Annotated in this window: 10 protein-coding genes and 1 pseudogene; 9 read left to right on the forward strand and 2 right to left on the reverse strand. The window is 68.7% G+C overall.

All coding sequences use genetic code 11. The annotated features are described in order from the left end of the window. The first annotated feature begins 154 nt into the window (after positions 1–154). The 9 genes from ngcE (at position 155) to OGH68_RS29080 (ending at position 13,078) form a co-directional block, all read left to right on the forward strand. Complete coding sequence (ngcE, locus tag OGH68_RS29040) at positions 155–1,600, forward strand: N-acetylglucosamine/diacetylchitobiose ABC transporter substrate-binding protein (RefSeq protein ID WP_264248017.1); 1,446 nt, start codon at positions 155–157, stop codon at positions 1,598–1,600. A 42-nt stretch (positions 1,601–1,642) separates the two neighbouring features. Next, a complete protein-coding gene (locus OGH68_RS29045) occupies positions 1,643–2,566 on the forward strand; it encodes a carbohydrate ABC transporter permease (protein ID WP_264248020.1) in 924 nt (307 codons plus the stop codon). 11 nt (positions 2,567–2,577) lie between these two features. Continuing rightward, positions 2,578–3,501, forward strand: a complete 924-nt coding sequence (locus OGH68_RS29050; RefSeq protein WP_264248021.1) for a carbohydrate ABC transporter permease — start codon at positions 2,578–2,580, stop codon at positions 3,499–3,501. A gap of 965 nt (positions 3,502–4,466) precedes the next feature. Further along, a complete protein-coding gene (locus OGH68_RS29055; protein ID WP_264248023.1) occupies positions 4,467–5,675 on the forward strand; it encodes an ROK family transcriptional regulator in 1,209 nt (402 codons plus the stop codon). Positions 5,676–5,797: 122 nt separating this feature from the next. Continuing rightward, a complete protein-coding gene (locus OGH68_RS29060; protein WP_264248024.1) occupies positions 5,798–6,910 on the forward strand; it encodes a substrate-binding domain-containing protein in 1,113 nt (370 codons plus the stop codon). 278 nt (positions 6,911–7,188) lie between these two features. After that, complete coding sequence (locus tag OGH68_RS29065) at positions 7,189–7,977, forward strand: ATP-binding cassette domain-containing protein (protein WP_264248026.1); 789 nt, start codon at positions 7,189–7,191, stop codon at positions 7,975–7,977. Next, the gene (locus OGH68_RS29070; RefSeq protein WP_264248027.1) at positions 7,974–9,260 is read left to right on the forward strand and encodes a sugar ABC transporter permease; all 1,287 of its coding nucleotides are present in this window, start codon (positions 7,974–7,976) and stop codon (positions 9,258–9,260) included. The genes OGH68_RS29065 and OGH68_RS29070 overlap by 4 nt, the downstream gene beginning before the upstream one ends. A gap of 162 nt (positions 9,261–9,422) precedes the next feature. Beyond that, a complete protein-coding gene (gene dxs, locus OGH68_RS29075) occupies positions 9,423–11,384 on the forward strand; it encodes a 1-deoxy-D-xylulose-5-phosphate synthase (protein ID WP_413471044.1) in 1,962 nt (653 codons plus the stop codon). 179 nt (positions 11,385–11,563) lie between these two features. Then, entirely contained in the window at positions 11,564–13,078 is a 1,515-nt protein-coding gene (locus OGH68_RS29080) for an amino acid permease (protein WP_264248030.1), read from the forward strand. On the opposite strand, the pseudogene OGH68_RS29085 reads toward OGH68_RS29080, so the two are convergent. Then, positions 13,075–13,476: pseudogene (locus OGH68_RS29085) on the reverse strand (NTP pyrophosphohydrolase). The gene OGH68_RS29080 and the pseudogene OGH68_RS29085 overlap by 4 nt on opposite strands. A 93-nt stretch (positions 13,477–13,569) precedes the next feature. Further along, complete coding sequence (locus OGH68_RS29090; RefSeq protein WP_264248031.1) at positions 13,570–14,661, reverse strand: LCP family protein; 1,092 nt, start codon at positions 14,659–14,661, stop codon at positions 13,570–13,572. Between the last annotated feature and the right edge of the window lie 61 nt (positions 14,662–14,722).

Genomic DNA, 14,722 nt, shown 5'->3' on the forward strand with positions numbered 1-14,722 from the left:
CCCGCTGTCAGACGTGCACGACCCGAGCTTCGACTTGAGTTTCCCCCACGGGAAAACACAGCAACTGACTGCGGTGGCGGGGCCCTTCGCCTGAGGCGAGACGGACGGGTGACCGGTACACCGCCTGAGTCCTGGAGAAGGCGAGGACTTGAGCATGGGATCCACCTCCGCCCACGACAACGAGGGCGTCGGCCGTCGCGATCTGATCAAGCGTTCTGCCGCGCTCGGCCTGCTCACGATTCCTACGATGAGCTTCCTTTCCGCCTGTGCCACCGGAGGCGGCGGCAGCGACAAGGAGACCAAGGCCCCCGTCGGCGAGAAGTCCGAGAAGAACCCGCTCGGCGTGAAGCAGGGCACCCCGCTCGAGGCCTTCATCTTCAAGGGCGGCCTCGGCGACCAGTACGCCAAGGACGCCGAGGCCGACTACAAGGCCACCTACGGCGCCGAGGTCAAGCACACCGGCACCCAGCAGGTCGGCCCCAAGCTGACCCCGCGCTTCGCGGGCGGCAACCCGCCGGACGTCATCGACAACTCCGGCGCCGACCACCTCAACATGAACCAGCTCTCCACCCAGGGCCAGCTCCAGGACCTGACCGTGCTGCTGGACGCCCCCTCGATGGACGACCCGGCCAAGAAGGTGCGGGACACGATCCACCCGAGCACCATCGAGAAGGGCAAGCACGGCGACAAGTTCGACGTGCTCTACTACGCCTTCACCATCTACGGCACCTGGTACTCCCAGAAGCTGCTCGACGACAAGGGCTGGGCCTACCCGAAGTCCCTCGACGAGATGGTGGGGCTCTGCGGCGAGATCAAGAAGGCCGGCATCGCCCCCTGGACGTACCCCGGCAAGTATCCGTACTACGTGCACTTCAACCTCTTCGCCCAGATCGCCAAGATCGGCGGCATGGAGAAGTGGATCGCCATCGACAACCTGGAGCCGAACGCCTGGACCTCCAACGACGCGGTCAAGGAGGTCATCGAGCACTACGAGGAGCTCGCCGCCAAGAAGTACTTCCTCGAGGGCAGCCAGGGCCTGACCCACATCCAGTCCCAGACCGCGTGGAACAAGGGCAAGGCCGTCTTCCTCCCGAACGGCTCCTGGGTCGAGAACGAGTCCGCCCCCACCACGCCCAAGGACTTCGGCATGTCGGTCGGCGCGCTCTTCGACGGCACCGGCGACAAGATGCCCCACGGCACCCTGCGCGGCGAGCCCAGCGAGCCGTACATCGTCGCCTCCAAGGGCAAGAACCCGGTCGGCGGCATGGAGCTCCTGCGCATCATGCTCTCCAAGAAGCACGCGCAGAACTTCGCCACCAAGGTCAAGTCCCTGACCTGCGTCATGGACGCCACCGAGGGCATGACCCTCTCGCCCGGTCTGGCCTCGGCCAGCAAGGTCTTCGGGGAGGCGGGCGACAACCTGATCAGCCTCCAGCTGCAGGAGTGGTACCCGGCGCTGACCGATGAGAAGATCGGCGGCCTCACCGGCCAGCTGCTCACCGGTGAGCTGAAGGCCGCCGACTGGATCAAGAAGACCCAGGCGGAGGCCGACAGGGTCGCCAAGGACGACTCGGTGACCAAGTTCAAGCGCACCGCCTGACCTGACCAGTTCGGCTTTCGAGGGAAGGGCCGGGAAGCAACAGTGCAACACGGCAAGTACCGATTCATCGTGGGCTTCCTGGCCCTGCCCCTGATCATCTACGCGATCTTCGTCATCTCACCGTTCGTCCAGGCGTTCCAGATCTCGATGACCGACTGGTCCGGACTCGTGGGAACCGCCGAGTTCGTCGGCCTGGAGAACTTCCAGCGGCTCTGGGACAACGACGACTTCTGGAACGCCCTGCGTCACAACGTCTACATGCTGGCGCTCGTCCCCGTCGTCACCCTCGGCCTCGGACTGTTCTTCGCCTTCATGCTCAACGTCGGCGGAAAACGCCGGAAGAACGAAGTCATCACCGGTGTGGCCGGCTCGAAGACGTACAAGTTCGTCTTCTTCTTCCCGCAGGTCATCTCCATCGCGATCATCGCCGTCATCTGGTTCAACATCTACAACCCCGACCCGCAGGACGGAATGCTCAACTCCCTCCTCGGCGCGATCGGACTGGACGGCCTGCAGAACGCCTGGCTGGGCGAGAAGAGCCTCGCGCTCTGGTGCATCAGCGCCGTCATGGTGTGGGGACACGTCGGCTTCTTCGTCGTCCTCTTCTCCGCGGCCATGGCCTCCGTCCCGCGGGACATCTACGAAGCGGCGCTGCTGGACGGCGCCAACCGCTTCCACACCTTCTTCCGGATCACCCTCCCGCTGCTGTGGGACACCGTCCAGACCGGCTGGGTGTACATGGGCATCATCGCGCTGGACGCCTTCGCCCTGGTCCAGATCATGTCGGTGAACATGGGAGGCCCCGACGGCGCCACGGACGTCATGCCGCTGCGGCTGTATCTGACGGCCTTCCGCGACAGCCAGTTCGGCTACGCCTCCGCCATGGGCGTCGCGATGCTCATTGTCACGATGACCTTCGCAGTGCTCACCATGCGCTTCGCGCGGCGTGAGCGGATCGAGTACTAGGGGTAGCGCGGATGACGACCGAAGAGATCGAGACGGTGGCCAAGCAGGACCCGCCCGCCGATCCCCAGGCGGCCCCGCCGCCCGCCAGGAACGGCTCCTCCGAAGGCGGGGTGCTCAACGTCTTCTCCCACGGCATCCTGATCCTCTGGGGCTTTATGGTCGGCGTCCCGCTGCTGTGGGTGGCGTGGAGCGCCTTCAAGGACAGCAGCGGCATCCTCACCGACCCCTGGGGCCTGCCGACGGTCCTGCACTGGGAGAACTGGTCCAACGCGTGGGAGGACGCGAACATGGGCCAGTACTTCATCAACACCGCCATCATCGTGGGCGGTTCCGTCATCGGCACGATGGTCCTCGGCTCGATGGCCGCGTACGTGCTGGCCCGCTTCGAGTTCCCGGGCAACCGGTTCATCTACTACCTGTTCGTGGCCGGCATGTCCTTCCCGGTCTTCATGCTGGTCATCCCGCTCTTCTTCGTCATGCGGGACTTCCCCGGCAGCTCGCTGCTCGCGACGTACCACGGACTGATCCTGGTGTACATCGCCTACTCGCTGCCGTTCACGGTCTTCTTCATGACCTCCTTCTTCCGCACGCTCCCCGTGTCGATCGCCGAGGCGGCGCTGATCGACGGCGCGTCACACAGCCGGACGTTCTTCCAGGTGATGCTGCCCATGGCCAAGCCGGGCCTGATCAGCATCGGCATCTTCAACTTCCTGGGCCAGTGGAACCAGTACCTGCTGCCGATGGTGCTCAACCAGCAGGAGGACAAGTACGTCCTGACCCAGGGCCTGGCGACGCTCGCGCTGCAGCAGGGCTACGAGAACGACTGGGGAGCGCTGATGGCAGGCATGATGATCGCGATGCTCCCGGTGCTCGTGGTCTACGCGATCTTCCAACGCCAGGTCCAGTCGGGCCTCACGGCGGGCGCCCTCAAGTAACACCCCCGGCCCGGTCCACGCTCCCGGGCGTGGCCGGGCCCGCGTGCTTCTCGGGCGTGGCCCGGTCCGTCTCGTGTGGCGCCCGGGTGCCGCTCCGGGGGCATGTCCGGGACTGCTTTCCCGTACCTGCCCCGCCCTGACTCACGACGCTTTACGTCCCGAACACGCCCCCTGCGCGTCCCCCTGCCCCCGGGCCGACGCCGTCGCTCCCGCCGGTGGAAAGGGCCCCTTCGCGAAACCGGGGCTCCGCCCCAGCCCCCGGGACGGGGACCTCGGCGTGCATGGGGACTCTCTCGAGGGGCCTCCGCGACCCGAGATGCGGAGCTGTTCCCCGCACGGGGACCGTGCCCTGTCGGGCTCCGGCTCCAGCCTCCGTATGCGGGGCGGCCCGGGGGACCTGTCCTGACGCGCTCCGCCGCAGGCCCCCGGGACGGGGAGCGGCCCCGCGCACGGAGGCCTGCGACCCGGCGGAAGGGGCACCGGCCGGTGAGGCGACCACCGGCGGGAGGGGGCGGGGTCGGAGGAGTGGGGTGCCCGGACGTAAGGCGTCGTGAGACAGGGCGAGGCAGGTACGGGAAAGCAGTCCGGGTGCCGCGCTCCGGAGGCCCCGTCCCCGGCCCGGCCCCGGACCCGGCCACGCCCGCCGAGGGCGTAACGCCCCGACCGGACCCGCCCCGGACCCGGGCCGCGCCCGGCAAGGCGTAGCGCCCCGGCCCCGCCCCGGACCCGGGCCGCGCCCGGCAAGGGGTAGCGCCCCGGCCCCGCCGCGCCCGCAGGCGCGCCGCGCCCCGTACCCGGAAAGGCCGCTCGCCCGAGGGCCGGGCCTGCTCAAGGTCTTGACGGGATAAGCCCCAAAAGGTTGAACTCAGAGTTCACAAGTTGGAGAGACGCCGGGGCAGACATCGCGCCGCCCCGGCCGGGGGCGGTCGTCGCGCCGCCCACCGGGGGCAGGAGTGGATGAGTCAATGGAGACTCCGGGATCGCAGACATCTCTGCACCGGGCCAATCTCGAGCGCGTCGTGCGTGCCGTCCGCATGGCGGGCTCGCTGACGCAGGCGGAGATCGCGAGGAGCACCGGCCTCTCCGCGGCCACCGTCTCCAACATCGTCCGCGAGCTGAAGGACGGCGGCACCGTCGAGGTGACCCCCACCTCGGCGGGCGGCCGCAGGGCCCGCAGCGTCTCGCTCAGCGGCGACGCCGGCATCGTGATCGGCGTCGATTTCGGCCATACCCACCTGCGCGTGGCCGTCGGCAACCTCGCTCAGCAGGTGCTCGCGGAGGAGGCGGAGCCGCTTGACGTAGACGCGTCGTCCGAGGAGGGCTTCGGCCGGGCGGAGGCGCTGGTCAACCGGCTGATCGAGGCGACGGGGATCGCCCCGGGCAAGGTGGTGGGCGTGGGGCTCGGTGTGCCGGGCCCCATCGACGTGGAGTCGGGCACGCTGGGTTCCACGGCCATCCTTCCGGGCTGGAAGGGCATCAACCCCAGCGAGGAGCTGTCGGCCCGCCTGGGCGTGCCGGTCCACGTGGACAACGACGCGAACCTCGGCGCGCTGGGCGAGCTGGTGTGGGGCAGCGGCCGCGGGGTCAAGGACCTGGCGTACATCAAGGTGGCCAGCGGTGTCGGCGCCGGCCTCGTCATAGACGGTCAGATCTACCGGGGCCCCGGCGGTACGGCCGGGGAGATCGGGCACATCACGCTGGACGAGTCGGGCCCGGTCTGCCGGTGCGGCAACCGCGGCTGTCTGGAGACGTTCGCCGCGGCGCGGTACGTGCTGCCGCTGCTGCAGCCGAGCCACGGCGCCGAGCTGACCATGGAGCGGGTGGTACAGCTCGCCCGTGAGGGCGACCCGGGCTGCCGCCGTGTCGTGGCCGACGTGGGCCGTCACATCGGCAGCGGCGTGGCGAATCTGTGCAACCTCCTCAATCCCAGCCGGGTGGTGCTCGGCGGGGATCTGGCGGAGGCTGGAGAGTTGGTACTGGGGCCGATCCGCGAGTCCGTCTCCCGTTACGCCATTCCCAGTGCGGCGAGGCAGCTCTCGGTGGCTCCGGGGGCTCTCGGCGGCCGTGCCGAAGTGCTCGGCGCGCTGGCCCTGGTGCTCAGCGAAATGGGTGATTCAACGCTTTTGCAGGGATCTGACGGCGCGCTGCCGGTCGGAGCGCCCGCCTTCACTTAGATAACGAATGGCACCGTTGTCATCTCGTTAAGGATTTACTCCTTGACGCTGACGACGGGGGCGAGTTGACTTCCAGCCACCTCGGCCGCAGCGACGCGGCCTCGTCAGGGAGGTTTCTCATCGTGAACGCACATCTGCGTCGTGCCGCTGTTGCTGTCGCTGCCTCTGCGATGGCCGTATCGCTGGCCGCCTGTGGTCAGGCCGGCGACTCGGGCGAAAGCACGAGCGAGTCGAGCCCCAAGAAGGGCGACGACATCACGATCGGCCTGCTCCTTCCGGAGAACCAGACCGCTCGTTACGAGAAGTTCGACAAGCCGCTCATCGAGAAGAAGATCAGCGAGCTCACCAACGACAAGGCGAAGGTCGTCTACGCCAACGCCAAGCAGGACGCCACGCAGCAGTCCCAGCAGGTCGAGACGATGATCACCAACAAGGTCGACGCTCTGATCCTGGACGCCGTGGACTCCAAGGCCATCGCCAACAGCGTGAAGAAGGCCAAGGACGCCGGCATCCCGGTCGTCGCCTACGACCGCCTCGCCGAGGGCCCGATCGACGCCTACACCTCCTTCGACAACGAAGAGGTCGGCCGGGTGCAGGGCAAGGCCCTGCTGGAGGCCCTGGGCGACAAGGCCAAGGACGGCCAGATCGTCATGATGAACGGCTCCGTCACCGACCCGAACGCCGCGCTGTTCAAGAAGGGCGCCCACGCCGAGCTCGACGGCAAGGTCAACATCGGCAAGGAGTACGACACCAAGGAGTGGAAGCCGGAGAACGCCAACGCCAACATGGAGGCCGCGATCTCGGCCCTCGGCAAGGACAAGATCATCGGCGTCTACTCCGCGAACGACGGCATGGCGGGCGGCATCATCACCGCCCTCAAGGCCGCCGGCATCTCCCCGCTCCCGCCGGTCACCGGCCAGGACGCCGAGATCTCCGGCGTGCAGCGCATCGTCGCGGGTGAGCAGTTCATGAGCGTCTACAAGCCGTACGCCCCGGAGGCCGCCGCGGCCGCCGAGATGGCCGTGGCGCTCGCCAAGGGCGAGAAGCTCGACTCGATCGCCAAGTCCACGGTCGACAGCCCGACCACCCAGGACGTCCCGGCCGTGCTCGTCCCGGTGGTCTCGCTGACCCAGGACAACATCAAGGAGACCGTCGTCAAGGACGGCGTCTACACGGTCCAGGAGATCTGCACCGCGAAGCTCAAGGCCGCGTGTGACAAGCTCGGCCTGAAGTAGGTCCGGCTCGAGCTCGCCGGAGCCCCCGGGTCCGCCCGGGGCGCTCCGGCCGCTTGCCGGGACACGCGAGCTCCCGCCGCGGGGCCGATGTCCCGCCGGGGCGGTGACGTCCCGCATGAACCCTCCGGTGCCCCGCCCCTCCATCCAGCCCCCGCCGGGGGGCGGGGCACCGGACGGAACACTCGCCCGTTTCTTCATAGTTTCAACCCATACTGCTCAGCCTCCGCGCCGCCTCACCCCGGCGGTGCGGCATCCCCGCCGGTCAGGCGGCGAAGGAGATGGTTCACGTGTCCGCTACGCCCGTGTTGGCGTTGCGCGGGGTCTCCAAGCGGTTCGGTGCCGTCCAGGCGCTCACCGACGTAGAGCTTGAGGTCCACGCCGGTGAGGTGGTCGCACTCGTCGGCGACAACGGCGCCGGAAAGTCCACGCTGGTCAAGACGATCGCCGGCGTGCATCCCATCGATGAAGGCGCCATCGAATGGGAGGGCAGGGGCGTGTCGATCAACCGGCCGCACGACGCCCAGAGCCTCGGCATCGCGACCGTCTACCAGGACCTCGCGCTCTGCGACAACATCGACGTCGTCGGCAACCTCTACCTCGGCCGGGAGCTGCACAAGCGCGGTGTGCTCGACGAGGTCGAGATGGAACGCCGCGCCCTGGAGCTCCTCAAGACGCTCTCGATCCGGATCCCCAGTGTCCGTATCCCGATCGCCTCGCTCTCCGGCGGTCAGCGCCAGACCGTGGCCATCGCGCGTTCGATGCTCGGTGAGCCCAAGCTCGTCATCCTCGACGAGCCCACCGCCGCCCTCGGCGTCGAGCAGACCGCACAGGTGCTCGACCTGGTGGAGCGGCTGCGGGAGCGCGGCCACGCCGTGATCCTCATCAGCCACAACATGGCCGACGTCAAGGCCGTCGCCGACAAGGTCGCCGTCCTGCGGCTCGGTCGCAACAACGGGATCTTCGAGGTCAAGTCGACCTCGCAGGAAGAGATCATCTCCGCCATCACCGGTGCCACGGACAACGCCGTGACCCGCCGTGCGGCGCGCAACGCGGAGGTTCAGAAGTGACCACCGAAAAGACCTCCACCGCCGACGCGCCGGTCGTCAACCCGGACGCGGCGCACGACGCGCTCACGGCCGTCGACCCGCGGCTGCTCGTGCGCGAGCAGGGCGTCAAGGGCTACTGGTCGGAGTTCAAGCGGAAGATGCACGCCGGAGACCTGGGATCCATCCCGGTCGTCCTCGGCCTGGTCATCATCTCCATCATCTTCCAGAGCATGAACTCGCAGTTCCTCTCGGCGAAGAACCTCACCGACATCTCGGTGACGATGGTCGGCACCGGAATGATGGCCGTCGGCATCATCTTCGTGCTGCTCCTCGGCGAGATCGACCTGTCCGTCGGCGCCGTCAGCGGCGTCTCCGGCGCCCTCGCGGCCGTACTGAGCGTCAGCAACGGCATGAACGAGTGGTTCGCCGTACTCGTCGCCCTCGTCGGCGGTGCGATCATCGGCGCCCTGCACGGCTTCTTCTTCGCCAGGATCGGCGCCCCCGCCTTCGCCGTCACCCTGGCGGGCCTGCTGTTCTGGCAGGGGTTCATGCTCCAGATGCTCGGAGACACCGGCACGATCAACCTGGACTCGGAGGGCGTGGTCGGCCGGATGACCACGTACTTCTTCTCCGACATCGCGGCCGCCTACGGACTCGCCGCCGCCGCCGTGGCTGTGTTCTTCCTCTCGTCGTTCTTCGACAACCGTCGTCGTGACGCCGCGGGCGTGCCGTCGCGGCCGCTGTCCGACACGCTGCTGCGGACCGTGCTGCTCGCCGTCGTGGCCTTCGCGGCCGCGGCCGTCTTCAACCAGTACCGCGGTCTGCCGCTGGCTCTGGTGCTCTTCCTGGCAGCCCTGGTCATCACCGACTTCGTGCTCCGCCGTACCTCCTACGGGCGCAAGATCTTCGCCCTCGGCGGCAGCGTCGAGGCCTCGAGGCGTGCCGGTATCAACGTCACCGCCGTACGGATCTCCGTCTTCTCCATCGCGGGCTTCTTCGCGGCCGTCGGCGGTCTGTTCTGGGCCTCCAAGATCGCGGCGGCCAACCAGAGCGCCGGCGCAGGTGAGCTGCTGATGAACGTCATCGCGGCGGCCGTCATCGGCGGCACCAGCCTCTTCGGTGGCCGGGGCCGCACCTGGAACGCGCTGCTCGGTGCGATGGTGATCGTCTCGATCCAGTACGGCCTGGCGCTGGAAGGCATCAGGACCCCGGTCGTCTACATGATCACCGGTGGTGTTCTGCTGGCGACCGTGGTGATCGACTCGGTTACCCGTAAGACGCAGCGGACCGCAGGTCGCGCCTAGTACCACCCACCAGTGCCCGGCACCGCACCGCGGTGCCGGGCACTGCCGCGCGTACGTCATAGGCGTGACACAGAACGCACCGCCCTGTGACAGAGCGCGTGCGCGGAACATTAGACTCGGTCAATCGGCACGGCACGATCAGCTCGAATGCAAGGAGGCACGGTGACACAGCCGCGCGCAGCTCGTCCTGCAAGGGTGGTGGGCGACGGGGGGAACCTGCTATCCGGCATCAGGGGACCGCGTGACCTGGACCGGCTCGGCCCGGAGCAGTTGGAGCAGTTGGCCGCAGAGATCCGGACCTTCCTGGTGGACGCCGTCTCCAAGACCGGCGGACACCTGGGACCGAACCTCGGCGTGGTCGAGCTGACCATCGCCCTCCACCGGGTCTTCGAGTCCCCGAAGGACAAGGTCCTGTGGGACACGGGACACCAGAGTTACGTCCACAAGCTGCTGACCGGCCGCCAGGACTTCTCCAGGCTCAAGATGAAGGGCGGCCTCTCCGGCTACCCGTCACAGGCCGAGTCCCACCACGACGTCATCGAGAACTCGCACGCCTCCACCGTGCTCGGCTGGGCAGACGGCCTCGCCAAGGCCAACGAGGTGCTGGGGAAGCACGACCACGTCGTCGCCGTCATCGGTGACGGAGCCCTCACCGGCGGCATGGCCTGGGAGGCGCTCAACAACATCGCCGCCGCCAAGGACCGCCCGCTGGTCATCGTCGTCAACGACAACGAGCGCTCGTACGCCCCGACCATCGGCGGCCTCGCCAACCACCTGGCCACCCTGCGCACCACCGACGGCTACGAGCGCTTCCTCGCCCGCGGCAAGGACCTCCTCGAGCGCACCCCCGTCGTCGGCAAGCCGCTCTACGGCACCCTGCACGGCGCCAAGAAGGGCCTCAAGGACTTCATCGCCCCCCAGGGCATGTTCGAGGACCTCGGCCTGAAGTACGTCGGGCCCATCGACGGCCACGACATCGAGGCGCTCGAGTCGGCGCTCGCGCGCGCCAAGCGCTTCGGCGGCCCCGTCATAGTGCACTGCCTCACCGAGAAGGGCCGCGGCTACCAGCCCGCCCTGGCGGACGAGGCGGACCGCTTCCACGCCGTGGGCAAGATCCACCCCGACACCGGCCTGCCCATCTCCAGCTCCGGCCTCGACTGGACCTCCGTCTTCGGCGAGGAAATGGTCAAGCTCGGCAGGGAGCGCGAGGACATCGTCGCCATCACGGCCGCGATGCTCCAGCCCGTCGGCCTCGACAAGTTCGCCAAGACCTTCCCCGACCGGGTCTACGACGTCGGCATCGCCGAGCAGCACGGGGCGGTCTCCGCGGCCGGCCTGGCGACCGGTGGGGTGCACCCCGTCTTCGCCGTCTACGCCACCTTCCTCAACCGTGCCTTCGACCAGGTCCTCATGGACGTCGCCCTCCACAAGTGCGGTGTGACCTTCGTACTGGACCGGGCCGGTGTCACCGGCACCGACGGCGCCTCCCACAACGGCATGTGGGACATGTCGATCCTTCAGGTCGTTCCCGGCCTGCGGATCGCCGCCCCGCGCGACGCCGACCAGGTCCGCTCCCAGCTGCGCGAGGCCGTCGACGTCGACGACGCGCCGACCGTCGTGCGCTTCTCCAAGGGCGCCGTCGGACCCGCCGTCAAGGCCGTCGGCAAGGCGGGCGGCATGGACGTACTGCGCCGCGCCGAGGCCGAGCGGCCCGATGTGCTGCTCGTCTCGGTGGGCGCCCTCGCCCCGATGTGCCTGGAGATCGCCGGCCTGCTCGACGCCCAGGGCATCTCCACCACCGTCGTGGACCCGCGCTGGGTCAAGCCGGTCGACGAGGCGCTGCCTCCGCTCGCCGAGCAGCACCGGGTGGTCGTCACCGTCGAGGACAACAGCAGGGTCGGCGGCGTGGGCTCGACGATCGCCCAGGCGCTGCGCGACGCGGGAGTGGACGTGCCGCTGCGGGACTTCGGCATCCCGCCGCGCTTCCTCGACCACGCCTCCCGCAAGGAGGTCATGGCGGAGATCGGCCTCACCGCGCCGGACATCGCCCGCCAGGTCACCGGGCTGGTCTCCAAGCTCGACGGCCGCATCGACAGCGAGGCGGTCGAACCCGCCCGCGACTGACCGTCCCCGCGCCCTGCGTGAAAGAGCCGGGCGTGTGAGCGACCACCGGCATCGGGCCGGAGGGAGACCCTGTAAGGGTGGTCCCTCCGGCCCATTCGGTTGAACTCCGCCCCCACGGCGCCGCACTGACCACACGTCGTCCCGATCATGGTCGGGACGACGAGCGTGGAGGTACAGCGGTGAGTACAGAGACAGACCCCGCGGACAGCAGAGGCGGCGTCCTCCGTACCAAGTCGATCGAACAGTCGATCAGGGACACGGAGGAACCGGAGCACGCGCTCAAGAAGTCACTCTCCGCGCTGGATCTCACCGTCTTCGGCGTCGGCGTCATCATCGGCACCGGCATCTTCGTCCTCACGGGCAAGGTCGCCAAGGAGACCGCCGGCCCCGCCACCGCGCTCGCGTTCGTCGCCGCCGGAGTGGTCTGCGCCCTCGCGGCCCTCTGCTACGCCGAGTTCGCCTCGACCGTCCCGGTCGCCGGTTCCGCGTACACCTTCTCGTACGCCTCGCTCGGTGAACTGCCGGCCTGGATCATCGGCTGGGACCTGGTGCTGGAATTCGCACTCGGCACCGCGGTCGTCGCGGTCGGCTGGTCCGGCTACGTGCGGTCCCTGATGGACAACGTGGACTGGCATCTGCCCGCGGCGCTGCAAGGGCCCGATGTCGCCGGCGGCAGCTTCGACCTCCTGGCGTTCCTGCTCATCCTGGTGCTGACCGCCATCCTCGTCGTGGGCATGAAGCTCTCCGCACGGATCACCGCGGTCGTCGTGGCCATCAAGGTCGGCGTCGTCCTCATCGTGATCGTGGCGGGCCTGTTCTTCGTCAAGGCCGCCAACTACGACCCGTTCATCCCCGAGGCACGGGGCCAGATCGAGGGCTCCGGCTGGGACGCGCCCCTGGTCCAGCTGCTGTTCGGCTACGAGCCCACCAACTTCGGCGTCATGGGCATCTTCACGGCCGCGTCCGTCGTCTTCTTCGCCTTCATCGGCTTCGACGTGGTCGCCACCGCCGCAGAGGAGACCAGGGTGCCGCAGCGCGACATGCCGCGCGGCATCCTCGGGTCGCTGTTCATCTGCACCGTCCTCTACGTCGCCGTCTCCCTCGTGGTGACCGGCATGCAGCACTACACCGAGCTGTCGACCAGTGCCCCGCTCGCCGATGCGTTCAAGTCCGTCGGCCGCCCCTTCTTCGCGGGCGTCATCAGCTTCGGCGCCGCCGTCGGCCTGACCACGGTGTGCATGATCCTGCTCCTCGGCCAGACCCGGGTGTTCTTCGCCATGAGCCGCGACGGCCTGCTGCCGCGGTTCTTCTCCAAGACCCACCCGCGGTTCCGCACCCCGTACCGCCCCACCATCCTGCTCGGCGTCGTCATCGCCGTCGTCGCCGGCTTCACCAGCATCAACGAGCTGGCGACCCTGGTGAACATCGGCACGCTCTTCGCGTTCGTCGTCGTCGCGCTCGGCGTCATCATCCTGCGCCGCACCCGCCCCGACCTGCACCGCGCGTTCCGCACTCCGCTGGTGCCGCTGGTGCCGCTCCTGTCGGTCGCCGCCTCGGTGTGGCTGATGCTCAACCTCCCCGGCGAGACCTGGTTCCGCTTCGCCGTGTGGATGGCGATCGGTTTCGTCGTGTACGCCCTCTACGGGCGCTCCCACAGCCGCCTCGGCCGCCTGGGCCCCGACGCCACGTACTAGTCGGCCGCTCCGCGCACGGCACGCGGACCCACGCACCGCGCGCCGCACGCCTCGACCCGGCGCCGGAGCTCCCGGTCGGCGGTGACGACGACACACAAGCGCCCGGCCGCCGCCTCCACGGTCTCCACATCAGGTCGTGACCGCTCCCGGCCGCGGACTCCACCGCCACCTCCGGCACGGACTCCACCCCCGGGCCGCGCCCTCCACGACGAGCACCACCTCCAGTGGCCCGGGCCACCCCTCGATCCCCTCCCGCGCCACCGCCGTCAACCGGTCCCGCAACCGCTCGGCGGACCCGCGCCGGTCACGCCACCAGCCTCCCCCACAGCCTTCGGCGTGGGCACGGATCCGACGACGTTGGCGCCGTCGACGAGCAGCAGTACGGGGGAGGAGTCCATGGAGTCGGAGTGGCAGGTGGCGGGGCGGCAAACGGGAAGCCCCGGGCAACCGGTCGGAACCGGATGCCCGGGGCTTGGCCGAGACGCGTTCGGTCAGCCGCCCGTGGCGGGCGACTTCTTCGCGGAGGCGGGAATCTCCGTGTCCTCGCGGATCGCCTTCCACAGCTCGGTCGCCTGCGGCTCGGCGGCGACGACACGGTTCGGGTCGATCTTGTCGTAGGCGACCGGGAGCATGATCGTCTCCATCGAGGCCGGGTCGACACCGTCCATGCTGCGCGCGAACTCGGCGAGCTTGGTGAGAGAGTCGAGTCCGGAGTCGGTCGTCAGCGACTCGGTGAGGGAATCCGCGATCTTGAACGACTTGGCGGGACTGCCCAGCAGATCCTGCGACTTGACCTCGCTGAGCAGCGCCATCATGAACTGCTGCTGCAGGCCGATGCGTCCCAGGTCACTGCCGTCACCGATGCCGTGCCGGGTACGGACGAACGCGAGCGACTCGGTGCCGTTCAGCCTGTTCGGGCCCGCTTCGAGGTCGAGGCCCGACTCCTTGTCGTGGATGGGCTCCTCCACGTCGACGGTCACGCCGCCGATGGCGTCGACCAGCTCCTTGAACCCGGCGAAGTCGATCTCCAGATAGTGGTCCATGCGGACACCGGACATCTTCTCCACGGTCTTCACCACGCACGCAGGACCGGCCAGGGAGTAGACGGAGTTGAACATCACGCGCTCTTCGGACGGCAGGCTGGAGCCGTCGGACTTCACGCACTCGGGCCGGGTGACCAGCGTGTCGCGCGGGATGCTCACCGCGATGGCACTGGCACGACCCTCGGGTATGTGGATCATGAGCGCGGTGTCCGAGCGTGCGCCACTGACGTCGCCCCCGGCGAGCCCCCCATTGCTCCCGGCGCGCGAGTCCGACCCCAGCACGAGGAGGTTCTGACCGCTCGTCGGCAGCTTCTCGGGCCGGTCGTCGCCGATGGCCTTGTCGAGGTCGACGCCCTTGATGTTGCCGTCGAGGCTGCTGTAGAGCCAGTAGGCCGTGCCACCGGCGGCGAGCAGAAGGACCAGCACGACTCCGAGCGCGATCTTCAGGCCGCGACGGCGCTTGCGGGGAGCCGTTCTTTGTCGATTTCTCCCGTGTCCGTCACCCTGCGGGCTCGGCGTGATGCCGTCGTCGTGGCTCATCCGGTCTCGAGTCCTCAAGTTCATTGCCCTGCCGGGGCGGTGGATTGCGTGGGACTCGGGT

It is taken from the genome of Streptomyces peucetius (assembly GCF_025854275.1).
Taxonomy (GTDB): Bacteria; Actinomycetota; Actinomycetes; order Streptomycetales; family Streptomycetaceae; genus Streptomyces; species Streptomyces peucetius_A.